Raw genomic sequence first — 24,149 nt, 5'->3', positions numbered from 1 at the left:
GGTGCCTCAGGCCATCAGCGCTCGATGGCTCGCTTCAGCGCTGCCAGGCCATCCTCATAGATGGTGGTGAAGAGCGCGGTGGCTTCCGCGTCGCTGATGCCCTCGGGGATGAAGGAACCGAACCACTCCACGCGGGAACCCTGGCCATCGTCTCCGGGCAGGACACGCAGGGTCGCTTCATAGTCGCGAACCGGTGCGGGCCCACTGAGGATGGTGTAGCTGTAGCGACGCTCGGCGTCGTTGAAGTCCAGCAGGCGCTCGATGATGGTGTCGCCGGCGATGCTCTTCAGGGTGCGCACGCGGCCGCCCTCGCTGAGCGCGCTCTGCGGAATGAACGGCAGCCAGTCGGGCAGCGAGTCGAAGCCGCCGATCAGTTGCCAGACCTGGTCGATTTCGGTGTTGAGGTCGATGAAAGCAGTGGCCTTGGCCATGATGTTTCTCCCGGGGCATCGGCCCCAAATGAATCGATGACGGGTTGTGATGCGCCGGGCCGCGAAGCCCGGCGACTGAGGGTTCAAACAGTCGGGACAGGTGCTACGGCGCTGATCAGGCCCTGGGCGCGCAGGTCGCTCCAGAACACGGCCGGGATGACGGCGCTGAGTGCTGCATGGTCTTGGTTGGCGTGCAGCGGGCGGGTCGAACCGGGAATCGCGGCGACCACGGCCGGGTGGGCCAGGGCGAACTGCAGGGCGGCGGCTTTCACGTCGACACCGTGGTCGCGGGCCACGGAACGGATGCGCTCCAGCTTCGCCAGCACGGCCGGGCTGGCCTTCTGGTACTCGAAGTGTTCACCTCCGGCAGTCACGCCCGAGCTGTAAGGGCCGCCGACGACGATGCCGACACCCTGCTCCACCGCCTGCGGCATCACCCGTTGCAACGCGCGCTCATGGTCCAGCAGCGAGTAGCGGCCGGCGAGCAGGAAGCCGTCGGGGCGCGGCTCGTCCAGGTCCAGGGTCAGCTCGATGGGCTCGACGCGGTTCACGCCCAGGCCCCAGGCCTTGATCACGCCTTCTTCACGCAGGCGGGTGAGCACGCGGAAGGCGCCGGTGCGGGCGATCTCGAACTGGGTCAGCCATTGGTCACCGTAGAAGTCCTGGGCGATGTCGTGGATCCAGACGATATCCAGGCGGTCGGTGCCCAGGCGCTTCAGGCTGTCCTCGATGGAACGCAGGGTGGCGTCGGCGCTGTAGTCGTTGACGATGCGGTTGCGGTTGCCGTGCTCGAACAGGCCGCTCTTCTCGCCCAGCTCGCGGGCGACCGGGTCTTCCAGTTCGTCGAGGATGATGCGGCCGACCTTGGTGCTCAGTACATATTCGTCACGCGGGCGGTTGGCCAGGGCGGCGCCCAGGCGGGTTTCGGACAGGCCGGCGCCGTAGAAGGGAGCCGTGTCGAAGTAACGCACGCCGTTGTTCCAGGCGGCATCGACGGTGGCCTGCACTTCCTCGGCGGACACGGCGCGGAACATGTTGCCCAGCGGCGCGGTGCCGAAACCAAGGCGGGTGGGGATCAGGGACTTCAGACTCATGGGGGTTCTCCGGGTTGGGGGGAGTCGCTTGTGAACTCCAGTGGCGGCAATCCTATGCCCGCCCAACCAAGACCGTCCAAGTCATAATTCGACAGACTTGAGACCTAACGCATCATCAAATCCCTTCCACCTGTTAGTCAGACCTTGGCGCCCGCCAGCACCATTTCACGGAAGTCGCCCACTATCGGCCGCAGGTCGACGCGGTGCCAGGCGGCCCACAGGCCAGTGCTCTGGCCCAGCCAGGGCAGTTCGCGCAGCACCACGTTGGGGTTGCGCTCGCCACCGATGCTCTGCTGGATCAGCGCCAGCCCAAGGCCCGCCGAAACCAGGCCGATGGCACTCAGCGGCTCGGCGGCTTCCAGGCGGATCTGCGGGGTGAAACCGGCGGCCACGCAACTGGCCAGGAAACGCTCGCGGCCATTCGGCTGCAACTGGCCTTCCACCATGATCCAGTCCTGCTCGTGCAGGTCGGCTGGCAGGATCACCGGCTTATCCGCAAGCGGGTGATCCAGCGGCAAGGCGAGGTGCAGTGGGTCGTCGAATACGGGAGCGGCGAGCAGATCCGGGTCGTCCTCCGCCGGCGGTTCGCACACCAGGGCGATATCCAGGCTGCGCTGGCGCAGGCCCTCGAACTGCTCCCGGGCCGAGAGGTTGTAGAGCGCGATGTGGATGCCCGGACGCTCCTCGCGCACATGGCGCAGCGCCTCGGGCAGCACGCCGGCATGGATGGCATGGCTGACGTAGCCGATGCACAGCCCGCCCGTCTCGCCCCGGCCCAGGCGGCGGCCGAGGGACTCCAGGCGCTCGGCGTGCTTGAGCAGCGCCTTGGCCTCATGCAGGAAGGTGCGCCCGTCGGAGGTCAGGCGAAGGCGCTGCTGGCTGCGTTCGAACAGCTGCAGGCCGAGGCGCTCCTCCAGCTGGGCGATCTGCCGGCTCAGCGGCGACTGGGAAATGTGCAGCTGCTCCGCCGCCTTTCCGACGTGCTCGACTTCGGCCACGGCGACGAAATAACGGAGTTGTCTGAGATCGAGCATAGACCCTCAAGGACTCAAGTGTGTCGAATTAAGTCATGTACGATCTTACAAGCCGCTCCTAGCATGGCGCCAGATCCAGACGATTACCGGCACATCCCGTGCCCCCTGGATGAGGATCAACGACATGCAGATCGATCTCGGCGGCAAGACCGCCATCATCAGTGGTTCCACCGGCGGCATCGGCCTGGGCATCGCCCGCCAGCTGGCCGCTTCCGGTGCCGACGTGGTCATAGTCGGGCGCAATGCCGCCTCCGTTGACGAAGCCGTGGCCGGCATCCGTGCCGCCAACGGCAAGGCCCGTGGCGTGGTCGCCGATCTCGGCAACGCCGAAGGCGCACAGGCGCTGTTCGACGCCGAGCCCCACGCCGACATCCTGGTGAACAACCTGGGCATCTATAACGACGTCGATTTCTATGAGACCCACGACCAGGAGTGGCTGGACTTCTACGAGATCAACGTGCTCTCCGGCGTGCGCCTGGCCCGCCACTACACCCCCGGCATGGTCCAGCGCGGCTGGGGCCGGGTGATTTTCCTGTCCTCGGAATCGGGCGTCGCCATTCCCGCACAGATGATCAACTACGGCGTCACCAAGGCCGCCAACCTCGCTGTCTCCCACGGCCTGGCCAAGCGCCTGGCGGGCACCGGCGTCACCGTCAACGCCATCCTCCCCGGCCCGACCTTCACCGAAGGCGTGGCGAATCTCGTGGCCGACGCCGTACGCCAGTCCGGCCGCACCGCGCGCGAGGAAGCGGATGAATTCGTGCGCCGCGAGCGCCCCAGCTCCATCATCCAGCGGGTGGCCGAGGTGGACGAAGTCGCCGCACTGGTGACCTACGTCGCCTCGCCCTACTCTTCCGCGACCACCGGAGCCGCCTTGCGCGTAGATGGTGGCGTGGTGGACAGCATGGCCATCTGATGCCGGCAAACAGAAGGCCCCGGGAGTTCTCCTCCCGGGGCCTCTTGCCATTCCGTCAGCAACCAGGTTCAGTCACACAGCGTCGCAGGATTGCTCGGCCAGATCGACCTCGGCGACCTTGCCAGCCCGCCCCAGCCACACCAGCAACAGCCCCAGCGCAGCCAGCAGGCCCCCGGCCACCGGCACGGCGACGTAGCCGAGACCCAGGCCAATGACGCCGCCGCCAAGTGCCGCACCGAGCGCATTGCCAAGATTGAAGGCGCCGACGTTGATGGACGAGGCCAGTCCGGGCGCTTCGGCGGCAGCCTCCATCACCCGCATCTGCAGGGGCGGCACCAGGCCGAAGGTCGCGACACCCCAGACCAGCAAGCCCAGCGCCGCCGCCACGTGATGGGTCAGCGCCAGCGGCAAGAGCAGCATGATGACGGTCAGCCCTGCGAGGAAAATCCGCGTCGAACCGTCGAGTGACCAGTCCGCGAGACGCCCCCCCAGGCTATTGCCGAGGGTGAAACCAACGCCGATCAGCACCAGCGCCAGGGTGACGAAAGCGTCCGAAGCGCCGGTCAGTTCGGCGAGCACCGGTGCCACGTAGGTGTACAGCGTGAACATCGCGCCAGCTCCCAGCACCGTCGTAGCCATCGCCAGCAACACGTTCGGGCGAACGATCACGGCCAGCTCACGACGCACATTGGGTACGCTGCCCCGCTCGCCTCTGGGCAGGGCGAACCAGAGCGCGGCCATTGCGATCAGCCCCAACCCTGCGGTGCCGGCGAATGCCACGCGCCAGCCGACCTGCTGGCCCACCCAGGTCGCCGCCGGCACGCCCCCGATATTGGCGATGGTCAGGCCCATGAACATGGTCGCCACTGCGCTGGCCTGCTTCTCCTTCGGCACGACGCTCGCCGCGACCACCGCCCCGAGGCCGAAGAAAGCGCCATGGTTGAGGCTGGTGACCAGGCGCGAGGCAAGCAGCGTGGCGTAGTCGGGCGCCATCGCCGAAAGCAGGTTGCCAAGGGTGAAGATGGCCATCAGCGAGATCAGCGCACCGCGCCGGCCGAAGCGGCTGAACAGCAGCGTCATCACCGGCGCACCGAGCATCACGCCGATGGCATAGGCGGTGACCAGCATCCCCGCACTGGGAATGCTGACGTCCACCCCCTCGGCGATGACCGGCAACAGCCCCATCGGCGTGAACTCTGTAGTGCCTATGCCGAACGCACCGATGGCCAGCGCGAGCAGTACGTGACCGGACTTCATTGCTCGCCCTCCTCCGTGTCGATCTCTGTCAACGTCCCCTGCATCCGGTGGAAGCTCAGGTCGGTTGCGGTGAAGAACGCTTGCGAACGCCCGTTGGCGAAGTCGTCGACGTGCACCACGGTGGCGCCGTCGGCTTCCTGCCAGGAGATCACATGGATGCCCTCGGCAATTTCCCGCCACTGGCACTCAGCCTCGCCCTGGGCCCCGGCGCAGGGACCGGAGACGATGGCGTAGCGGAGGCGGGAGCCGTCCGCCGAATAGAGGTTGTGCGCGGACAGGCCGTCGTAGTCGACGCGGAAGCTGCGGCCGGCGAAGGCCGGCCGCGAAATGGAAGTCGTCATTTGATCGCTACCGGGTTGATGTTGACCTGGGTGGAGCCGACGTACAGCGGCTGGCCGAGGACGAAAAGGAACTCCCAGGCCTGGTCACGCACCAGCGCGCGGCTGTCGATCAGTTCCAGGTTGTAGATGCCGCGTTTGGCCAGCATGTACTGGTTCACCGGGAACTCATCCTTGCCGTGGGGATTGGGGTAGACCTCCGAGGCCCAGGTATCGCCGCCGAAGGCGACGATGCCCTGGTCGGCCAGCCACTTCGCCGCTTCCATGCCGATGCCCGGCTCGACTTCGAGGAACTGCTTGTTGTCCTTGCCGATCAGCTCCAGCCAGCCGGTGTTGAACAGCACCACATCGCCCTTGCGCAGGGTCAGGCCCTGCTTCTTCAGCACCGCCTGGATGTCGGCGACGCTGAATTCGGTGCCGCCGGGAACGATGGCCTTGCCGTAGTGCGCGGTCATGTCCAGCACCACGCCACGGGTCACGAACGGCGGGACTTTCTCGATGCCGAGCTTCTTCACGCCTTCGACGGTGACGAAGTCGGCCGCCTGGTTACCGTTGTAGTAACGGTTGTCGATGCCGATATGGCCGATACCGTTGAGCTGGGTGCCGACGCCGGTCCAGGCGTTCACCATCTCGTCGTTGAAGGTGAACTTGTTCGGGCCGAGGGACTGGCCGGCCTGTTCGCCCGGCTGGATGTTGTAGAGGTGGAAGCTGCGGTGGCGGAAGGCCGGCAGGTTCTTGTCCACCGGCACCGCCAGCGGATAGGTCTTGCCAGTCCTGACCAGCCCCACCGCCTGTTTCACCACGTCTGGGGTCAGCAGGTTGGCGGCGCCTATCTCATCGTTCGCGCCATAGGCCGACGGATACCAGTCGGCGGCGGAAGCGACCTGCATGGCCAGCGGTAATGCGGTGGCCAGGGCGAGTCTGGTGAAGGTGTTCATCATGACGTTCCTGTATTCGTTCAGGCCGTCGGCGGGACGCAAGGCGCCCTCGCCTGACGGCATTCGGTGATCATCGGGAATCAGCGGCGCGCCGGAGTCAGTCGCGCCAGGGGAGCTGGCGTGGCCGTCAGTCCCAGACCGGGGCCAGGCCCTCGGGGCTGACTTCGCGGCCATTGCGCTCCAGTGCGGCGATCTGTGCCATGTCCTCGGCGTCCAGGCGCAGATCGCTGGCGAGCAGGTTGCTGGCCAGGTTTTCGCGACGGGTCGAGGACGGAATCACCGCATAGCCAAGCTGCAACGCCCAGGCCAGTGCGACCTGCGCAACGGTGGCCTGGTGCTTGGCGGCAATCTCGGCCAGCACCGGGTCCTTCAGCACCTTGCCGTAGGCCAGGGTCATGTACGAGGTGACCGGGATGCCCTGCTCCTTCAGGAAGGCGGTCAGCGCCGCGTTCTGCAGGTAGGGGCTGAGCTCGATCTGGTTGGTGGCTATCTCGTCCTTGCCGACCGCCGCAATGGCCTGCCGGGTCAGCTCGATGTTGAAGTTGGAGATGCCGATGCGGCGCGTCAGGCCCTGGGCCTTGGCCTCCGCCAGCGCCTCCATGTATTCGGGCAGCTCGACGCCGTTACCCGGCGCCGGCCAGTGGATCAGCGTCAGGTCCACCTGATCGGTGCGCAGCTTCTCGAGGCTCTCGCGCAGGCTGGAAACCAGCTTGCCGCTGGCGTAGTTCTCCACCCAGATCTTGGTGGTGAGGAACAGCTCGGAACGGGCGACACCACTCTCGGCGATGGCCTGGCCGATATCGGCTTCATTGCCGTAGATCTGCGCGGTGTCGATGGCGCGGTAACCCAGTTCCAGTGCGCTGCGCACCGAATCGATGACGGGCTGGCCGGTCAGGCGGAAGGTCCCGAGGCCGAAGGAAGGGATGGAGGAGGTGGAAGACATGGCTGCGCTCCGGGCGGTCAATGACTGGAATGGCGCGCAGTGTGTCGACTTTACCTTTATCGATTAAGCCGCTAATCGACCAAAGTTATTTGATTTGAAATCAAGAATCAGCCTGTGGTGCGGCAATTACCAATTCTGCACGAGCAGCTGGATACCGGTGACCAGCAGCCCGGCCCAGGCGACGCGGTAGAACCAGGTGTGGTTGACCCGACTCTGCAGCCAGATACCCAGCCACACCCCGGCGACCACCACGGGAGCCAGCGCCAGGCTGGCGGTCAGGCTGGTGCGGGTGAACTGCCCCAGCAAGGCATAGGGCACCAGCTTGATGGCGTTGGTCAGCAGGAAGAAGCAGTTCACGGTCGCGACGTAGCGCACCTTGTCCATCCGCTGCGGCAGCAGGTACATCAGGACTGGCGGCCCACCGGCATGGGCAACGAAGCTGGTGAAGCCGGCGATGCCGGACAGCAGGCTGCCCTTGAACACCTTCGGCTCGCCGGGTGCCTGGGAAGCGGCGGCATTCAACACGTTGAGCAGGAAGAAGGCGATGGCGATGCCGCCGATCATCAGGCCGATCAGTCGTTCGCTGAGCAGGCCGAAGCTCAGGGTGCCGATCAGCACCCCCACCAGTGCACCCGGCAGCATGATCTTCAGGTTGTGTGGGTCCCACTTGCCGTAGAAGCGGCGCAACCCGGTGATGTCCGCCATGCAGAGGATCGGCAGCATGATGGCCGCCGCCTGGGTCGGCGGCATCATCAGCGCCAGCAACGGCACCGCGATGCCACCCAGGGCGCCGCCGAAGCCGCCTTTGGAAATGCCCGTCAGCAGGACGGCGGGAATGCCCAGGAGAAAGAGCTCGGCGAATGACATCGGAAGATCGGCCTGTTCAGGTGGGGAGCGAACGAGGCGCCATTATGCGGGCTTTTCCCCTGGTCCCCCTGTCCTGTTCGAGTGATTCGGGCGATCAGCGAACGCCCAGCCCTTGCACCGCTATCAGCTACCCGCTTACCTCCGGCAGGAGCAGGACGCGCGCGATAGAGCGCGCGCGAACAGATCGCGCACGCCATTTAAGCAAACACTCGCCAACCGTCCGTCCGGAAGAGTAACGGAGCGCTATTGACGTCGCGTCGTCCCTGCGTGAGTATCTTCACATCGCATACGATTTGTTCGTATCCGACACAATGTAAACAACCACTTCTGTTGCCTTTTCAAACGAACGAATCCACGAGGAACACACCATGAGCCAGATCGAAAAAGTACTGTTCACCGGCAAGACCCACACCACCGTAACCCACCGCGAAGGCGCCTCGCGCAACGACCACGGCCGTCTCGACATCCAGCTTTCCGCTCCCCATGGCGCGAGTGGGAACCAGGACCTGCGGTTCGACGCCACCCTGCCCCACCCGACCGCCGAGCAACTCTTCGCCGGCGCCTGGTCGGCCTGCTACATCAGCGCCATCGGGCTGGTGGCCCAGCAACGGAAAGTCGCGCTGCCGAAGGATCTGGCCGTGGAAATCGAGGTGGACCTGGGCATGACCGGCAACGCCTATTTCCTCCAGGCGCGCTTCCACGTCAGCGTTCCGGGTGTAGAGCTGGAAGTCGCCGAAGCCATTGCACGGGAAGCCCATGAAGTCTGCCCGTACTCGAAGGCCACCCACGGCAACATCGACATCGCCACGACAGTGACCGCGGGCTGATGCAACAGGAAGCCGGTTCGACCGCAAGGGTCGGGCCGGTTCTGCCGAACGATCGAAAAGCAGATGCAGTGCCAGGGAGGCACTGTCCGAGATGAGGGCGGCGCAAGCCCGCCCGATGAAAGCGCCGGGGCCTTACACGCCCTCGGCTACCCGCCCTTCCGCCGCTTCGAAAATCGACAGGAAATCGCGCAGCGTGCTTTCCAGGTAGCGACCCGCCCGATAGTCGGGCTTCACCGCGTCGCCACCGGCAATCACGTCCTGCGGCCGTTCGATGAAGCGACCGACCAGCTGGAAATCCGCATCCAGCACCAGTACGAGCGGAATCGGGATCCGCTCCAGCTCCAGGCGTTCACGCAGGTCGTCCTCGGCACGCCCCTTGGTGATGACCGCCACCTGGACACGCGGCTGGGTGCTCTGCAGGTGGTCGAGCATCGTGACGTTGATCTGGCAGTCCGGGCACCACATTTCGCCGGCCACCAGCAGGTGGTAGCGACCTTCGATCGCCTGCACGCGTTGCCGCGTGGCTTCGCTGATCGCGCCCGGTTCGGCCAATTGGCGCTGCACGGACTTCACCGCGGCGATTTCCGCCGGCAGGCCGTGGCTGACGAAGGCGTCGAAGCCCTCGCCTATGGCGAAGAGTGCTTCGTAAGAAGCCATTGGCATTCCTCCATTGCAGGGCCGGGAATGGCAATCCCGGCGGAAATAATCATCCACGCTCCTGGAACATCGATTCGCTTGTGGGCGAGGGGCCTGGAGCAAGCTTCGCGCCCTTTCGCAGGGTGCGCCATGCGCACCGGTTCGACGTCAGGTGAGCGATAGGCGCCGCCCGAATCCGGACAGCTGCCGTCTTCGATGCCAGCGCCCCAGGACTCGGCCGTGATACCGAGCGCCCGCAGTGCTTCTGCGCAGAATGCGTTCTCCCGCGTGCGGCCGCGTATCTCGATGCCCCGGGCCGCGTCGCCGGGAATGGCCCTGCGATAGGTTCTGTCCGTCATCTGTCTGACCTGTTCATCCACTGAAACTGGCCGCACAGCCTACAGTAGTCACACTGCGAACGCCGATCCCGAACCAGGACGGCAAGCCTCCAGGGATGCAGCTGACAGCCGGGACAACCACTGTAGCGATTCCCCCGGGCACCAGCTTGGTGCAAAAATTGGCCGCCTGAGAACCTGGCCAGCCCAGGTCGTGACGTACAGACCCTGCCGCACGACGCAGGGAAACGAGGACCGATATGAGAGCCGATTCGAAGATGAGTGATTTCCTTGAGTCCAAGGTGCAGCGTGATGCAGACAGTCGCGGTATCACCCAACAACAGCCGGCGGTGACAGCATGATCGAAGTAACCGAGGTTTCCATCGCCGAACTGCGCGATGCACTGGAGTCCGGCCGCACCACGTCGGTCGAACTGGTCAAGGCCTACCTCGCACGTATCGATGCCTACGACGGCCCCGACACCGCTACCCGGCTCAACGCAGTGGTCGTGCGCAACCCCGACGCGCTCAAGGAAGCCGAAGCTTCCGACGCCCGCCGCGCCCGCGGCGAAACCCTCGGCCCGCTGGATGGCATCCCCTATACCGCCAAGGACAGCTACCTGGTGAAAGGCCTCACCGCCGCCTCCGGCAGCCCCGCCTTCAAGGACCTGGTCGCCTACCGCGACGCCTTCACCATCGAACGCCTGCGCGCCGCCGGCGCCGTGTGCCTGGGCAAGACCAACATGCCGCCCATGGCCAACGGCGGCATGCAGCGCGGCGTGTACGGCCGCGCGGAAAGCCCCTACAACGCCAACTACCTCACTGCCCCCTTCGCCTCCGGCTCGTCCAACGGCGCGGGCACGGCGACCGCCGCCAGCTTCTCGGCCTTCGGCCTGGCGGAGGAAACCTGGTCCAGCGGTCGTGGCCCGGCCTCGAACAACGGCCTGTGCGCCTACACCCCGTCGCGCGGCGTGATCTCGGTGCGCGGCAACTGGCCGCTGACCCCGACCATGGACGTCGTGGTGCCCTATGCCCGCACCATGGCCGACCTGCTGGAAATCCTGGACGTGATAGTGGCCGAGGACGAGGACAAGCGCGGCGACTTGTGGCGCCTGCAACCCTGGGTGCCGATCCCCAGCGTCGCCTCGGTGCGCCCGGCCTCCTACCTGGACCTGGCCGCCAAGGCCGATGCCCTGAAGGGCAAGCGCTTCGGTGTGCCGCGCATGTTCATCAACAAGGATGAAGAAGCCGGCACCAGCGAGAACCCCGGCATCGGCGGCCCAACCGGCCAGCGCATCAACACCCGCGCCTCGGTGATCGCGCTCTGGGAAGCAGCCCGCGAGGCCCTGGAAGCGGCCGGCGCCGAGGTCATCGAAACCGACTTCCCGCTGGTTTCCAACTGCGAGGGCGACCGTCCCGGTGCGCCGACCGTGTTCAACCGCGGCATCGTCTCCAAGGAATTCCTCCACGACGAACTGTGGGAGCTGTCGGGCTGGGGCTTCGACGATTTCCTGCGAGCCAACGGCGATCCCAAGCTGAACAAGCTGGCCGATGTCGACGGCCCGCAGATCTTCCCCCACGACCCCGGCACCCTGCCGAACCGCGAGGGCGACCTCGTCGCTGGCATGGACGAGTACGTCAACATGGCCAAGCGCGGCCTGAAGACCTGGGACCAGATCGAGACGCTGCCGGAAGGCCTGCGCGGCCTGGAAAAGACGCGCAAGCTCGACCTGGAAGACTGGATGGACAAGCTCGGCCTCGACGCCGTGCTGTTCCCCACCGTGGCCGACGTCGCCCCGGCGGATGCGGACATCAATCCGGAGTCGGCGGACATCGCCTGGAGCAACGGCATCTGGGTCGCCAACGGCAACCTCGCCATCCGCCACCTGGGCGTCCCCACGGTCACCGTGCCGATGGGCGTGATGGCGGACATCGGCATGCCGATCGGCCTGACCTTCGCCGGTCGCGCCTACGACGACTCGGCCCTGCTGCGTTTCGCCTCGGCCTATGAGTCGACCGGCTCGAAGCGCATGATCCCCCCGCGCACCCCGCCGCTACCGCGCGGCTGACGGCGAACTGGCTGCAGGCATCAAGAAAATCGGAGCCCCGGTCGGCTAATCACCAACCGGGAACTCCGAGAGACACGACTCTTCACACTACTGACCCGTTATGGAGCCGGACCTGCGACCACCGGGGCGCCAGGGGCGTCCTCGGCTGCTTCCCGGGCTGCATCAGCGGCGTTTTCGGCTGCCTCACGAGCTGCATCGGCGGCGTCTTCAGCAGCTTCCCTGGCTGCATCCGCGGCGTCGTCGTTATCCGGATTCGCAGCCTTTGCAGCGTCCCTGGCTGCATCGGCCTCAGCCCTTGCGGCGTCTCTGGCCGCATCCGCAGCTGCCCTGGCAGCGTCTCTGGCCGCATCCGCTTCAGCTTTCGGCACGCCAGCCGCTCTGGCGGCATCTCGGGCCGCATCCGCTTCGGCTCTTGCAGCATCCCGGGCTGCATCCGCTTCAGCTCTTGCAGCGTCTCTGGCTGCATCGGCCTCATTCCTGGCAGCGTCCCTGGCGTCGTTGTCGTTATCGTCGGCGTCATGGTCGTTGTCGTTGTCGTGGCCCCGGCCCGGTCCCTGGTTACCGGCCATGCCGCCGTTGTCGGCGTCACCGTGTCCCGGACCGCCATGGCCATTGCCGGCATGACCGCCGCCATCACCACCATGTCCGGGACCACCATGACCGCCGCCATCACCACCATGTCCGGGACCACCATGGCCGCCGCCATCGCCGTCACCACCATGGCCACCGCCATGGCCACCGCCGCCGCCATCACCACCGTGGCCGCCGCCACCGCCGTGGCCACCGCCTCCACCTCCACTACCGCTGCCGCCGCCACCGTGGCCGCCTCCACCACTACCACTGCCGCCGCCACCGCCGTGGCCACCGCCTCCACCACCACTACCACTGCCGCCACCGCCGTGGCCGCCGCCTCCACCACCACTGCCACCGCCTCCGTCTTGGGCATGGGCATTGGATGAAATCGAAATGTAATCAGGTACCAGCACGCTGGATGCCGAGAGAACGCCACCAATCGCTAGCGCGAGTAGGCATTTTTTGAAAGACATAATCAGGCCTCCGTCTCAGTTCTCTTGGGTCCCCTCCCCTACGAAACTCATTCTGTTTGAGCTCCCAGTAAGCCCCTTTGCATGGCTGGCCACAGTGTTTTGGACAGACGGGGGCCTTGCGGCAGCATGGCTGCAAGGATTTTCTTGGTGCGTTGGGCAATAACGGGGATGCCCGCTTAACGCAGGCCTTTTTAACGGAGAGCGAATTCGCGGGAAAATTTCCCACATTGATTCACCGGGGAAACAGACGGGGATTTTTCACGGCGGGTTTCGAAGCACGAACGGCGTTTTACATGCAGGTATGCAGGTGACGAACGGTAGGCGGCGGACCTGAAAAATAGCCACTCGCCATGTCGCTGATGCCGTCGAGTTCGCGCCAGGGAATCCGCCACCGCGTCGTACTCAGCCTGAGGGTCTTGATGTGGGAGCGAATCCATTCACGAATGAATTCGCTCCCACAGGCAGTGCAAACACCAACCTACCCGCCAGAGAGACGGGATTGATAACCTGTCCCGCCCCGGCGCCTCCACAACCTTCCCCATGCAGCAGCTCGCCCAGTTAAAGACCCTCATCGCCTCCGACGACGCACGCATGCGCATCCTTCGCCTGGCGAGGGACCTTGATTTGCCGGATTGCTGGGTAGCTGCGGGCTTCGTTCGCAGCGCCGTGTGGGACCACCTGCACCAACGCACCAACTCCCCCTTGCCACCGGATATCGATGTCATCTGGTTCGATGCCAAGCGAACCGGTGTGGAGGTGGACGGCGCCATCGAAGCATCGCTGCGCAGCAGGGACGATTCGCTCAATTGGTCGGTGAAAAACCAGGCGCGCATGCATCTGCGCAACGCCGACCTGCCCTACACCTCGGCCGCCGATGCCATGACCCGCTGGCCGGAGACGGCGACCGCGGTCGCGGTAAGGCTTGACGCAGAGGATGAACTCGAAGTCGCGGCGCCCTTTGGCCTGGACGATCTCTTCAACCTGGTTGTCCGGCCCACCGCGAGATTCGAGACCGAAAAACATCACATCTATCTCGACCGTCTGCGCTCGAAGAACTGGCTCGCCAAGTGGCCGGACCTGAAGGTTCTCGCGGCGGAATGAAGCATTCAGCCGTTCGCGCCGACACAGAAAACCTTGCGCCTCGTGCGCCGTCTACTAAGGTTGGAGGCCGTCGGGGCAGCGCTCTCGGACGAGTCGGAATCAAGGTAGAAAATCCAAGGGAGATTGCAGCGTGGACGCAAAGCAACGCGAGGCATTGCTGGGCACATTGAAGTCCCGTTTCGAAACGAACATGGGGCGGCACAAGGACGTCGATTGGTCGAAGGTGCAGGCAAGGCTGGAATCCTCGCCGGAGAAGCTGCGTTCCCTGGCCGAGATGGAGAGCACCGGCGGCGAACCGGATGTGGTGCTTCATGACCGGGAAAGCGGCGAGTTCATCTTTGTCGACTGCTCAGCCGAAAGCCCTGTCGGCCGCAGGAGCCTGTGCTTCGACCGGGAGAGTCTGGATTCGAGAAAGGAAAACAAACCCACTGGCTGCGCCACGGAACTGGCCGCGGCCATGGGCGTCGAGATCCTCACCGAGCAGCAGTACCGCGCGCTGCAGGAACTCGGGACCTTCGACACCAAGACCTCCAGCTGGGTGCAAACGCCTCCCGCCATCAGGAAACTCGGCGGCGCGCTCTTTTGCGACCGTCGCTACGACTGCGTTTTCCTCTATCACAACGGCGCGCAGTCCTACTATGCCGCGCGCGGATTCCGCGGCGCGCTGAGGGTCTAGCGTTACAGCTGCGAGCGAAGCCCGCCCCGGCTTCCAGCCAGGGCGGGCTTCTTCATGACGCGGTCCCGCCTCAGGTCCCGCTGCGAACTTTGCTCCATACCCGCGTCCTCACCCGCTCCAGCTTCAGCGGCAGCGGCTCGAGGGGGAACAGGGTCGCCATGGTTTCCTTCGATGGGTAGGCACCGGGGTTGCTGCGCAGCTTCTCCTCGACATGGGCAGTGGCGTCCTTGTTGGCGTTGGGGTACCCGAGGTAGTTGGAGCTACGGGCGACCACTTCCGGGCGCAGCATGTAGTCGATGAAGTCCATGGCCGCTTTCGGGTGCGGGGCGTCCTTGAGCAGGACGAAGCTTTCCACCCACACCGGCGCGCCCTCGCGGGGAATCTGATAGGCAATGTGGCGGCCATTGTTGGCGCGCTCGGAGTTGACCTGGGCGTCGTACACGCCGCCGGCCCAACCGACCACGGCGCAGATGTTGCCGTTGGCCAGGTCAGTGATGAACCTGGAGGAGTCGAAGTAGCGCACGTGGGGGCGGATCTTCAGCAGCAGTTCTTCGGCCTTGCGGTAGTCCGCCGGGTCCCTGCTGTTGGGCGGCAGGCCCAGGTAATACAGCGCGATGGGAATGATCTCGCTGGGGGAGTCGAGCATGGCCACGCCGCACTGGCTGAGCCTGGCGATGTTCTCTTCCTTGAAGATCAGGTCCCAGGAGTTCACCGGGGCATCCGGTCCCAGCAGCTGGGTGACCTTGTCGACGTCGTAGCCGATGCCCGTGGTGCCCCACATGTAGGGCACCGCATAGCGGTTGTCGGGATCGTTGCTGTGCACCTTGGCGAGGATTTCCGGGGCCAGGTGGTGCCAGTTGGGGAGCTGGCTGCGGTCCAGCTCCGCCAGCACGCCTGCCTTGATCAGGTTGGGCAGCGCGTCACCGCTGACCACCACCACGTCGTAGCCGGTACGCCCGACCATGAGCTTGCTCTGCATCACGTCGATGCTGTCGAAGGTGTCCAGCACCATGGAAACGCCGGATTCCTTCTCGAAGGTCCTGGGCGTTTCCGGCTCGATGAAGTCGTACCAGTTGTAGAGGCGCACGCTGGAGGTTTCCGCCGTGGCCACACCGCCCATCATCCCCAGCAGCAGGGCCAGGCCGAGTTTCACTGACTTCGATTGCATGTGTTCGCTCCTGGCTGGCCGCCGACATCGGGGCGGCGACCAGCACCTTCAGGCTTCTTGTTGTTGGATGGCGAATCGGTCCCGCTCAGGGAATCAGCAGCTCGCGGCGGCCATCGGGGTGTTCGACGCGTTCGCCCGGCAGTCGGAAGCGCTGCTCGGCCTGGTAGTCGTAGAGCGCACGCGCTTCGGTGAGCTGCGCCATGTCCAGTTCGATCGCGTGGCGGCACTCCTGGCGACCGGCCTCCAGCAGCAGCCGACCGAAGGGGTCCACCACTGCGCTGCCGCCGGCGAAGATGGTGTCGTCATCGCCCTCCCCGACCCGGTTCACCACCACGGCGAACACCTGGTTCTCCTGGGCGCGGGCACTGACCGAAGTGCGGTGCACATGGCCGTAGGGCTCCATGTTGCCGTCGGTGATCAGGATGATCTGGGCGCCGAGCGCAGCCACGGCCCGCGAGGTTTCCGGGAACTCGGTGTCGTAGCAGATCAGCAGGCCCACGCGCACGCCGCGCCATTCCACGGTGGCGAAACGATCGCCCGGCAGCACCAGCTCCGGTTCGCCCACCCAGAGATGGGTCTTGCGATAGCTGAGGGCAACGCCCTCGGGCGTGATGAGCACCGTGGTGTTGTAGTAGCGGCCACCGTCGTTCTCGATCAGCCCCACCACCACGGCGAGATCGCGCTCGCGCGCCGCCGCCTGGATGGCACGGACGCTCGGGCCGTGGAGGGGCTCGGCGCGCTCGGCGATGTTCTGCGAGTTGAGGAATCCGGTGATCTGCGCCTCGGGGAATACGACGATATCGGTACCGGGCGTGCATTGGGCGATGGCATCCAGGGTGCGCGCGAGGTTGTAGGCGGTGTCGCCATCGCGACCCGCGAGCTGTACGAGTTCGAGCTTCATTTTCAGACCTTGTTGTCGAGCTGGGCCCCGGCCGGGAAGTGAGTGACTTTTGCAAAAGGTCGGTGCCAGTATGCGTCCCGCCCGCAAATTTCCTATCACGTCGAGTGCTTAACCCCATGGGGGTAGATACATGATCCCAACCCTGCAGGACATGGCCTGGCATCGTGCCGCCGGCCAGTTGATCGAGCGCCTGGACAAGCCTGACTTCTGGCGCGCCCTGACCCGCCTGGTCAGCGAATACGTCGCGGTCGACAGCTGGGCGGTCCTGCTGTTCAGCGACTCCCGCCCCCTCGCCTTTGCCGAAAGTCCCTATGAGGGAGACGGACCCGACCCCTTCATCCACGACTATCTGCAAGGCCTCTACCTGCTCGATCCCTTCTACATCGCCAACCGGGAGGATCCCGCCACCGGGCTGTTCCGCCTCGCCGACGTGGCCCCCGAACGCTTCAAGCAGACGGAGTACTACCAGCTCTACTTCACCCACTTCGTGGAGGAAGACGAGGTGCATTTCAACGTGCAGCTGGACGAGGTACGGACCCTGTGCCTGTCCCTGGGCAGCCGCCAGCGTTTCAGCCCGGAGCAGGTTTCGCTACTTGAGATGATCCGTCCCTGGGTGGCAGGGCTGATGCGCCAGCGCATGTTCTTCGAGGGAACCCGGGCAGAAAGCGCGCCGCGCCCGGCAGCGCGTTGGCAGGACAACCTGGAAGAGGCCATGGAGCGCCTCGGCACGCCGCTCACCGCCCGCGAACTGGACGTGATCCGGTTGATCCTGAGTGGCTGCTCGAACAAGGAAGTGGCCGGCAAGCTGGCGATTTCCGCCGAAACGGTGAAGGTCCACCGCCGGCACATCTACGCCAAGCTGAACATCAAGTCGCCCCAGGAACTGTTCTCGCTGTTCCTCAAGGCCCACGCGGAGGCCTGAGCGGCCCCTAGTCCATCGCCAGCATCAGGAACAGCCCGATCATCAGCATCGCCGACGCGGCCAGGGCGGTGCCGGTGCGCACATGGTTCCAGCGCGTCCACTCATCCAGGTAGATGCGCCAGGGCACGGAGGAATCCGGATTGCCCGCATCCAGCTTGGCCAGGGCGTTATTGCGCGGGACGTTGCAGAACAGGGTCACGCCGAAGTTGCCGGCCAGGTACAGCAGGCTGCCGAGCAACAGGAAGAAGGTACCGGACACTTCCCAGTGCACGAAGGCGTACAGCGTGAGCAGCGCACAGGCAGCAGTGGTGCCCAGGAAGGTACCGAGGAAGATGCGGTTGAGCACCGTGCGGTTGATCGCCTGCATGGCGGCGATGCCGGCCTCCGGCGAGAGGCGCGCGAGGGCTTGCATGACGAAGTTGGAGAAGGCGAAGAACAGCCCGCCCATGAGGCCGCAGCTGATCACGGCGAGGAAGGCGAGCAGGAAAGCCAGGTCATCGATGAAGGGCATGGTCGGTTTCTCCGAGGTCCACCCATTCCGGGCTCAACCCCGCAACGGCCAGGTGACGGGGCACAGCAGAGCAGCGTTGTCGTGGATTGAGTATCGGCCTTGGGTCGAGAACGGCCAGTGAATTCCGGATCGCCTCCCTCTCCACGGTTCCTAGTAGCCGAAAACGCCGGTCAGGGCGATCTGCTTGTCGCTCTCCAGATTCCCCCACGGATCGGTCGGCAGACGTACAAGGATCTTGGTCGCGATCGCATTGGAAAAGGGCACAGTCCTGAGTTGCGTGTTGGTACTGGTCGTAACCCCCAGCAAACCATTGGCGACCGCGCGGATCAGCAGGTGCTCGCAGTTGTTCTGCCCCTGGAGGTACATCGAGTGTGGACCGTGCACATGGGGAAGGCAGTAGGCACAGAGGATGTTCTTGGCGTAGTTCTTGGGAATTCCCATGATGTGGAACACCTCGGTACGTGATTTCCACCTGTCATTGGCGTTGTCCGCGTAACCGACGTAGGTCGAGTTCTCCGCCGTGTTGTGAATGATGTAGATGCACGCCGTTGTGGCCGGCGCGGGATTCACCGAAGACGTGAACGTAGTGCCGCAGGCGGGGCCCATCGTCCATGAGTGGTGCGATTTGAAGTCGAACTCCACAGTGGCCATTGCGATGCTCCTTCATCTTGGGTGAACGTCACGAACCTGGTCGGGTGAAAACGGCGCAATCATCTGCCTGGAACCTGAATCCGTGTCCGGCGCGCATCACAGCAACGCGATGCCTTCCGGCGCCGAGAGCGGGCTGGGCAGCGATCGAACACGGGGTTGGGGAAACGCCTGGCACCAGGGCGCGCACGGTGAAATCCCCGGATGCGTTGGGTATAGCACAGGCCCGAGAACCTGCATGACGGCCAGCTCGCATCCGAATTGCCCGCGCGAACCTGTCCCGCCCGGTATCACGAATGACTCCCCTGCCCGGCACACCGCACCCGTTTGTCGCGGGTCCGCCCGCGCTCCTTCGCTCCCATTCATGCTGATAGAACCGGGAGGTCCCGCCGCCCGATGGTCAAGCGAACCCATGAGGACAGACGCATGACTGAAGAAGACGAATCCAACCGACACCTCAACGAAGTCCGCCAGTCGCCGGTCTTTCGCTGGGCCCAGGGGCTGCAGTGGTTCGCAGGGGTGATGTTCTTGCTGGCCATCGGCCTGGCGCTGTTCACCGAAGTCACCTCCGCGCCGGGTGGCGTCCCCCTGATCGCCGCGTTCGGCGCGCTCGGGCTGCTGTCGCTGGTTTCAGCTCGTTTCATTCTCACCCTGTACCCGATGAGTCCCGACGAGAAGGCCAGGAAAGGCCAGACGCGGAGCTGACCGCTCATCACGGCAGCTGAACGTGCCGCAGGGTTGGTCGGTCAGGATTCAAACCAACACGGGAGGATTCGCATCATGGACCACCAATGGCAGATCAACGGCCCCGCATACGAACGGAATGTCCACGGCCTGGAGCGGGCGGGTTCCGTCATCTCCGGCCTGCTCCTGACCCGCCACGGCCTGCATCGTGGTGGCGTGCTCGGCATCTGGGACGTTGGACTCGGCGCTGCCCTGCTGCTCCGCGGGCTGACCGGCCACTGCTATGTGAAGGAAGTACTCCACGACCGCCGCGAGGCCCTGCATCACCTGCGCGCGGACCTTGAGCGTCTGCAGCGCGCCGTGGACAAGCTGGCAAGGGAAGGCAAGGCCTAGGGCGGCTCCGGGGTCAGCGCGCGGCCTTGCAAGTCATCTGCATGCCGTACCACTCCACCCTGGCTTCCCCCTGGTGCTCCCGGAAGTCCACGCCATCGTTGCTGTAACGGGCGCCGCTGGCGGTGCGTTGACTGATCGCGATGGTCTGGTCGCCGCCGTAGGTGAAGACGGCGGCATTGGGCTCGGTGTCGTTGTAGAAGGACGCAGCGAACGCCTTGCTGGCGTCGCCACAGGCGAACGCCACTGCCTCGGGCGCCGCCACCGCGCCGGACTGGATCTGCAACTGCACCAGGCGCGTCTGGTAGCTCAGGGTCAGGCACTGGTTCTGGTCGGCGGCCTTCCAGCACTCGTCCCGAGCCTTGAGCCAGCCGCGCTGCTCGGCGCGCAGGCGCTTCTGGGTCGCCGCGTCGGTGGCGGCCAGGGTGCCCGTGTAGACATCGGCCATCTGCCGGTCCAGCGCGCTCAGCTCGGCGCTCGCGCACACCTGCTGCTCAACGCCCTGGGCCTTGGCGCAATCGAAGGACGGACCGGTATCGGCCATGGTGAACGGGCTGGTGGCGCTCAATGCCAGAATCAGTCCTTTTGCGGGGATCATGTCGGCCTCCGTGCCTGGGGGGTTCCTGACGACGAAGTTAAGACCAAAGCGGCAGGAATGTCGCAAACCAGCAGGCATGTCTTGTGGAATCTTGTGGAATGAAGCCGATCCCTGAATCGGTGCGCACAGCGCCCCCTAGGATCCTGACGCTTCCGCTGTAGGGGCGAACTCATTGGCCAAGGGTCGCGCAGCGGCCCCGTAGGCTGGTCCGGGCCCGCGATGTCCCAAGCTGGCCAGGAACAGGCGCCGAAGCGTTGGGTTTCGCTGCGCTCCGGCAGAACGCCGCCCGCACCAACCGACGAATTCCTCCTCGCCCTGGCAAGGCCGCTGTGTGAGCGAATTCATTCGCGATTGAAATCGCTCGCACAGGACGCCGCTAGACCTCGCCGTAGAGCTTGTCGCTGACCAGCATGTGACCCGGCGCATGGGTGATGTAGAGCTCGGGCTCGGCTTCGGCCAGCACCGCCTGGGGAGTAACGCCGCAGGCCCAGAACAGCGGAATCTCGTCGGCGCGCACCGGCACGGCGTCGCCGTAATCGGGGGCAGCGATGTCAGCGATGCCGATCAGCGCAGGATCGCCGATATGCACCGGAGCCCCGTGGGTCATGGGAAAGCGCGCGGTGATTTCGATGGCGCGTACGGCATCGACGGCCTTCATCGGGCGCATGGAAACCACCGTCTTGCCCGCCAGGCGTCCTGCCGGATGGGTGTCGATGGCGGTGCGGTACATGGCGACGTTGCGTCCCATCTCGATGTGACGAAGCTGAATGCCGGCGTCCAGCAGGGCCTGCTCGAACGAGAAGGAACAGCCGATGGCGAAGGCGACGAAATCCGCCTCCCAGAATTCGCCGATGTCGGTCACTTCCTCGAACGCCCGTCCACGCCGATGGATGCGATAGCGCGGCAGGTCGCTGCGCACATCGACGTCGGTGCCGAGCTTCTCGAAGTACGGCGAACCCGGTTCGGTGACGTCCAGCAGAGGGCAGGAACGCGGATTGAGCACGCAGAAACGCAGGAACTCGTCCGCCCAGGACTTCTGCAGGATCACGATGTTGGCCTGCAGGTGGCGCTGGCCAAGGCCGCTGGTGTGGCCGTCGTAGTCGCCACGGCGGATCAGTTGGCGCAATTCGCGGGGGGAAAGTCGGGCGAGGTCGGCATTCATGGGGCGGCTCCGGTTGTTGTTCTGCGCGTTTTGTAGGGGCGCTGCGGCCAGGCCGTCCAACAAGAATTTTCCGGGACCGGGCATCGGGAAAATTGAATCACAGGGGGCGCGGGTGCCGCCCGCCCGAATTCAGCTCGGCGGGTACGAAGCAGTCCTTGCCCACGTTCTCGGCGTAGTGCGCCACGACGGCCTTGCTCACCTCCGCGATCTGGTCCACCAGTTCCAGGCCGGTGCCGCCACGCCAGGACATCACCAGCGGCAGGCTCGGCGGCATGGTGCCGATGCACAGCCGGGTCAGCTCGCCACGCTCCAGCTCCTGGGCCACCAGGGCCGGTGGCAAGGCGCCGATGCCGAAACCGTCGCGCAGCAGCCGGGTCATGGCCGCCACCGAGTTCACGCAACTCAGGTGCGGCGTCATCACACCGTTGGCATGCAGCAGGCCAAGCACATCCTGGTGGGGCCGCGAGTGCTTGGAAAAGGTCACGATGCGCTCGCGGGCAAGTTCGGCCAGGGAGGCGTAGTCGCGGTGGTAGATGGAGCCGGTGGAGACGATCCAGCACAGCGGATAGCTGCCCAGTTCCAGGTTGAGCACCGACTCGTGGCGCAGCGGGTCGGTCTGGAAGATCAGGTCCAGATAGCCCTTCTGCAGCTGCTCGGAAAGGTTGCGCGCGGTATCGGCCATCAGCTCGATCTCCACCGCCGGGTACAGCTCGTTCACCTTCGACACCAGCGGGCTCAGCCAGGTATGGATCACCGTGTCCATGGCACCGATGCGAATGCGCCCCTGGGTGGCGGCGCTGGTGTCGATGGCCTGCCGCAGGGCGTGCATGGTGTCCATCATCTGCTCGGCGTACTCGAGCACCTTGTGCCCCTCGGGTGTCAGCGTCACGCCACGGGAGTCCCGCACGAACAGTTTCACGCCCAGTTCGTCCTCCAGCACGGCGATACGGCTGGAGATGGACGCCTGGGTGCTGAACAGCTTCTCGGCGGTCAGGCGAAAGCTTTTCAGGCGGGCGACCCAGACGAAGGTTTCGAGGAACTTCAGGTTCATGGCGGTTACCGGCAAGCGAGGGGTCAAACGCAGCAAAGGTGAAAAGATACAGTAGATTCAAGCACTTCCTGTGCCAGAGCGGTTCCGGGTCGACGAACGCCGCCCGGCGCCGCAGGAACATCTTCAATCCTGGTGCCGTTGATCGGGTATCGGAAATTCTTATCCCCTGCGGCCGCTTTAATTAGTTGGACGGTCCCGCAACCCCGGCACAAGAATCCGCCCACTGGCTGCGGGCGCCGACTCCGCATCCGCCGAATGCTCAAACAACGCCAAGAACAGCGATCGGAGAACCCCATGGAAAAACACGCGACCCAGATGGGCGGCCTGGACCTCGACCAGGGCGGCCATTTCGGCTGGTACCGGGCCCTCAGCAAGCAGGAGCGCCGGACCTTCTGGAGCTGCAAGATAGGCTACGGCCTGGACGGCATGGACACCCAGATGCTCAGCTTCGTCATCCCCACGCTGATCGCCATCTGGGGCATCACCACAGGTGAAGCCGGTCTCATCCACACCCTCACCCTGCTCGCCTCCGCCGCTGGCGGCTGGGTGGCCGGCATCCTCTCCGACCGCATCGGCCGCGTGCTGACCCTGCAATTGACGGTGCTCTGGTTCGCCTTCTTCACCTTCCTCTGCGGCCTCGCGCAGAGCTACGAACAACTGCTGATCGCCCGCACCCTGATGGGCTTCGGCTTCGGCGGCGAATGGACCGCCGGCGCGGTACTGATCGGCGAAGTCATCAAGGCCAAGGACCGTGGCAAGGCCGTGGGCCTGGTGCAGTCCGGCTGGGCCCTCGGCTGGGGCATGACCGCTATCCTCTACTCGCTGATGTTCAGCATCCTGGCGCCGGAAGACGCCTGGCGCGCGCTGTTCATGCTGGGCCTGCTGCCGGCGATCTTCGTGATCATCGTCCGCCGCCTGGTCAAAGAGCCGGAAATCTACAAGGAAGCCCGCAAGCACAACCAGGGCGCCGAGAAGGTCAACTTCTACGAGATCTTCGCCCCCGGCATGCTCAGCATCACCCTGCGCGCATCCTTGCTGACCACCGGCGCACTGGGTGGCTACTACGCCATCACTTCCTGGCTGCCGACCTTCCTCAAGGCCGAACGCGGGCTTACCGTGCTGGGCACCGGCGGCTACCTGGCGATGGTGATACTCGGCTCCTACGTGGGCTACGTGATCAGCGCCTTCCTCACCGACCTGATCGGCCGCAAGAAGAACTTCATCCTCTTCGCCGTCGGCTCCTTCGTCGTGGTGCTGCTCTACACCAACCTGCCGGTGAGCAATACCGCCATGCTCTGGCTGGGCTTCCCCCTGGGCTTCTTCGCCTCGGGCATCTTCAGCGGCATGGGCTCCTTCCTCACCGAGCTGTTCCCCACCCGCATCCGTGGTTCGGGCCAGGGCTTCTGCTACAACATCGGCCGCGCCGTCGCCGCGCTCTTCCCGATGCTGATCGGCATCCTCAGCCAGCACGTCTCACTGGGCGTGGGCATCGGCAGTTTCGCTGCAGTGTCCTACGGGGTGGTCATCCTCGCCGCCCTCAGCCTGCCGGAAACCCGCGGCAAGCAGCTGGAAATCTGACCGAGCCCCATCCCACCCAGGATTCCCTC

Annotated in this window: 27 protein-coding genes; 10 read left to right on the top strand and 17 right to left on the bottom strand. The window is 65.1% G+C overall.

What is annotated here, in order from left to right:
• Positions 1 to 14: 14 nt before the first annotated feature.
• From FXN65_RS11690 to FXN65_RS11680, 3 genes are all read right to left on the bottom strand, one after another.
• Positions 15 to 431, bottom strand: a complete 417-nt coding sequence (locus FXN65_RS11690; RefSeq protein ID WP_151133359.1) for an SRPBCC family protein — start codon at positions 429 to 431, stop codon at positions 15 to 17.
• Positions 432 to 514: 83 nt separating this feature from the next.
• On the bottom strand, positions 515 to 1,525 hold the full coding sequence (locus tag FXN65_RS11685) for an aldo/keto reductase (protein WP_151133358.1): 1,011 nt from the start codon (positions 1,523 to 1,525) through the stop codon (positions 515 to 517).
• Positions 1,526 to 1,662: 137 nt separating this feature from the next.
• The gene (locus FXN65_RS11680) at positions 1,663 to 2,559 is read right to left on the bottom strand and encodes a LysR substrate-binding domain-containing protein (RefSeq protein WP_151133357.1); all 897 of its coding nucleotides are present in this window, start codon (positions 2,557 to 2,559) and stop codon (positions 1,663 to 1,665) included.
• Positions 2,560 to 2,683: 124 nt separating this feature from the next.
• Between FXN65_RS11680 and FXN65_RS11675 the strand changes: the two genes are divergently transcribed.
• A complete protein-coding gene (locus FXN65_RS11675; RefSeq protein ID WP_151133356.1) occupies positions 2,684 to 3,475 on the top strand; it encodes an SDR family NAD(P)-dependent oxidoreductase in 792 nt (263 codons plus the stop codon).
• A 72-nt stretch (positions 3,476 to 3,547) separates the two neighbouring features.
• Here FXN65_RS11675 and FXN65_RS11670 read toward each other — a convergent pair whose 3' ends face one another.
• The 5 genes from FXN65_RS11670 to FXN65_RS11650 form a co-directional block, all read right to left on the bottom strand.
• On the bottom strand, positions 3,548 to 4,732 hold the full coding sequence (locus FXN65_RS11670; RefSeq protein WP_151133355.1) for an MFS transporter: 1,185 nt from the start codon (positions 4,730 to 4,732) through the stop codon (positions 3,548 to 3,550).
• On the bottom strand, positions 4,729 to 5,073 hold the full coding sequence (locus FXN65_RS11665) for a MoaF-related domain-containing protein (protein WP_151133354.1): 345 nt from the start codon (positions 5,071 to 5,073) through the stop codon (positions 4,729 to 4,731). Before FXN65_RS11665 ends, FXN65_RS11670 begins: the two co-directional genes overlap by 4 nt.
• Positions 5,070 to 6,008 carry a cyclase family protein gene (locus FXN65_RS11660; RefSeq protein WP_212632333.1) on the bottom strand — a complete coding sequence of 313 codons (939 nt, stop codon included), beginning with the start codon at positions 6,006 to 6,008 and terminating at the stop codon, positions 5,070 to 5,072. The genes FXN65_RS11665 and FXN65_RS11660 overlap by 4 nt, the downstream gene beginning before the upstream one ends.
• Before the next feature lie 127 nt (positions 6,009 to 6,135).
• Positions 6,136 to 6,951 (bottom strand): 2,5-didehydrogluconate reductase DkgB, encoded by an 816-nt coding sequence (dkgB, locus tag FXN65_RS11655; RefSeq protein WP_151133353.1) that lies wholly within the window; start codon positions 6,949 to 6,951, stop codon positions 6,136 to 6,138.
• Positions 6,952 to 7,077: 126 nt separating this feature from the next.
• Positions 7,078 to 7,818: a sulfite exporter TauE/SafE family protein gene (locus tag FXN65_RS11650; RefSeq protein ID WP_151133352.1), complete on the bottom strand. Its 741-nt coding sequence runs from the start codon at positions 7,816 to 7,818 to the stop codon at positions 7,078 to 7,080.
• Between the two features lie 368 nt (positions 7,819 to 8,186).
• Between FXN65_RS11650 and FXN65_RS11645 the strand changes: the two genes are divergently transcribed.
• Positions 8,187 to 8,645, top strand: a complete 459-nt coding sequence (locus FXN65_RS11645; protein ID WP_151133351.1) for an Ohr family peroxiredoxin — start codon at positions 8,187 to 8,189, stop codon at positions 8,643 to 8,645.
• A 132-nt stretch (positions 8,646 to 8,777) separates the two neighbouring features.
• Here FXN65_RS11645 and FXN65_RS11640 read toward each other — a convergent pair whose 3' ends face one another.
• The gene (locus FXN65_RS11640) at positions 8,778 to 9,302 is read right to left on the bottom strand and encodes a thioredoxin family protein (RefSeq protein ID WP_151133350.1); all 525 of its coding nucleotides are present in this window, start codon (positions 9,300 to 9,302) and stop codon (positions 8,778 to 8,780) included.
• A 672-nt stretch (positions 9,303 to 9,974) separates the two neighbouring features.
• On the opposite strand from FXN65_RS11640, the gene FXN65_RS11630 reads away from it, so the two are divergent.
• Positions 9,975 to 11,684, top strand: coding sequence for an amidase (locus tag FXN65_RS11630; protein ID WP_151133349.1), 1,710 nt, complete (start codon positions 9,975 to 9,977; stop codon positions 11,682 to 11,684).
• An 82-nt stretch (positions 11,685 to 11,766) separates the two neighbouring features.
• On the opposite strand, the gene FXN65_RS11625 is transcribed toward FXN65_RS11630, so the two are convergent.
• Positions 11,767 to 12,150, bottom strand: a complete 384-nt coding sequence (locus FXN65_RS11625) for a hypothetical protein (protein ID WP_151133348.1) — start codon at positions 12,148 to 12,150, stop codon at positions 11,767 to 11,769.
• 52 nt (positions 12,151 to 12,202) lie between these two features.
• Between FXN65_RS11625 and FXN65_RS27870 the strand changes: the two genes are divergently transcribed.
• The 3 genes from FXN65_RS27870 to FXN65_RS11610 all read left to right on the top strand — a co-directional run bounded on the left by FXN65_RS27870 (position 12,203) and on the right by FXN65_RS11610 (position 14,507).
• Positions 12,203 to 12,643: a hypothetical protein gene (locus tag FXN65_RS27870; protein ID WP_178119310.1), complete on the top strand. Its 441-nt coding sequence runs from the start codon at positions 12,203 to 12,205 to the stop codon at positions 12,641 to 12,643.
• A 627-nt stretch (positions 12,644 to 13,270) separates the two neighbouring features.
• Entirely contained in the window at positions 13,271 to 13,831 is a 561-nt protein-coding gene (locus FXN65_RS11615) for a nucleotidyltransferase family protein (RefSeq protein WP_151133347.1), read from the top strand.
• A 130-nt stretch (positions 13,832 to 13,961) separates the two neighbouring features.
• Positions 13,962 to 14,507, top strand: a complete 546-nt coding sequence (locus tag FXN65_RS11610) for a DUF4256 domain-containing protein (RefSeq protein WP_151133346.1) — start codon at positions 13,962 to 13,964, stop codon at positions 14,505 to 14,507.
• 70 nt (positions 14,508 to 14,577) lie between these two features.
• On the opposite strand, the gene FXN65_RS11605 is transcribed toward FXN65_RS11610, so the two are convergent.
• Complete coding sequence (locus tag FXN65_RS11605; protein WP_151133345.1) at positions 14,578 to 15,675, bottom strand: polyamine ABC transporter substrate-binding protein; 1,098 nt, start codon at positions 15,673 to 15,675, stop codon at positions 14,578 to 14,580.
• 85 nt (positions 15,676 to 15,760) lie between these two features.
• Positions 15,761 to 16,576: a carbon-nitrogen hydrolase family protein gene (locus tag FXN65_RS11600; protein ID WP_151133344.1), complete on the bottom strand. Its 816-nt coding sequence runs from the start codon at positions 16,574 to 16,576 to the stop codon at positions 15,761 to 15,763.
• Positions 16,577 to 16,706: 130 nt separating this feature from the next.
• Between FXN65_RS11600 and FXN65_RS11595 the strand changes: the two genes are divergently transcribed.
• Positions 16,707 to 17,498, top strand: a complete 792-nt coding sequence (locus tag FXN65_RS11595; protein WP_151133343.1) for a helix-turn-helix transcriptional regulator — start codon at positions 16,707 to 16,709, stop codon at positions 17,496 to 17,498.
• A gap of 7 nt (positions 17,499 to 17,505) precedes the next feature.
• Here the strand turns inward: FXN65_RS11595 and FXN65_RS11590 are convergent, their stop codons facing one another.
• Together FXN65_RS11590 and FXN65_RS11585 are read right to left on the bottom strand one after the other, a co-directional pair.
• A complete protein-coding gene (locus FXN65_RS11590) occupies positions 17,506 to 18,009 on the bottom strand; it encodes an anthrone oxygenase family protein (protein ID WP_151133342.1) in 504 nt (167 codons plus the stop codon).
• Positions 18,010 to 18,159: 150 nt separating this feature from the next.
• Positions 18,160 to 18,660, bottom strand: a complete 501-nt coding sequence (locus FXN65_RS11585; protein ID WP_151133341.1) for a hypothetical protein — start codon at positions 18,658 to 18,660, stop codon at positions 18,160 to 18,162.
• A 423-nt stretch (positions 18,661 to 19,083) separates the two neighbouring features.
• Here FXN65_RS11585 and FXN65_RS11580 point away from each other — a divergent pair, with 423 nt between their 5' ends.
• Complete coding sequence (locus tag FXN65_RS11580) at positions 19,084 to 19,362, top strand: hypothetical protein (protein WP_151133340.1); 279 nt, start codon at positions 19,084 to 19,086, stop codon at positions 19,360 to 19,362.
• A 75-nt stretch (positions 19,363 to 19,437) separates the two neighbouring features.
• Positions 19,438 to 19,734: a YgaP-like transmembrane domain gene (locus FXN65_RS11575; RefSeq protein ID WP_151133339.1), complete on the top strand. Its 297-nt coding sequence runs from the start codon at positions 19,438 to 19,440 to the stop codon at positions 19,732 to 19,734.
• Positions 19,735 to 19,747: 13 nt separating this feature from the next.
• Here the strand turns inward: FXN65_RS11575 and FXN65_RS11570 are convergent, their stop codons facing one another.
• From FXN65_RS11570 to FXN65_RS11560, 3 genes are all read right to left on the bottom strand, one after another.
• Positions 19,748 to 20,329, bottom strand: a complete 582-nt coding sequence (locus FXN65_RS11570; protein ID WP_151133338.1) for an MliC family protein — start codon at positions 20,327 to 20,329, stop codon at positions 19,748 to 19,750.
• Positions 20,330 to 20,705: 376 nt separating this feature from the next.
• Positions 20,706 to 21,491 carry a putative hydro-lyase gene (locus FXN65_RS11565; RefSeq protein WP_151133337.1) on the bottom strand — a complete coding sequence of 262 codons (786 nt, stop codon included), beginning with the start codon at positions 21,489 to 21,491 and terminating at the stop codon, positions 20,706 to 20,708.
• A 97-nt stretch (positions 21,492 to 21,588) separates the two neighbouring features.
• Positions 21,589 to 22,542: a LysR family transcriptional regulator gene (locus FXN65_RS11560; RefSeq protein ID WP_151133336.1), complete on the bottom strand. Its 954-nt coding sequence runs from the start codon at positions 22,540 to 22,542 to the stop codon at positions 21,589 to 21,591.
• 315 nt (positions 22,543 to 22,857) lie between these two features.
• Between FXN65_RS11560 and FXN65_RS11555 the strand changes: the two genes are divergently transcribed.
• Complete coding sequence (locus FXN65_RS11555; RefSeq protein ID WP_151138754.1) at positions 22,858 to 24,120, top strand: MFS transporter; 1,263 nt, start codon at positions 22,858 to 22,860, stop codon at positions 24,118 to 24,120.
• Positions 24,121 to 24,149: the final 29 nt, after the last annotated feature.

This window comes from Pseudomonas lalkuanensis (assembly GCF_008807375.1).
In the GTDB taxonomy this organism is placed as follows: domain Bacteria; phylum Pseudomonadota; class Gammaproteobacteria; order Pseudomonadales; family Pseudomonadaceae; genus Metapseudomonas; species Metapseudomonas lalkuanensis.
This window is presented reverse-complemented; position numbering and strand designations above follow the sequence as displayed.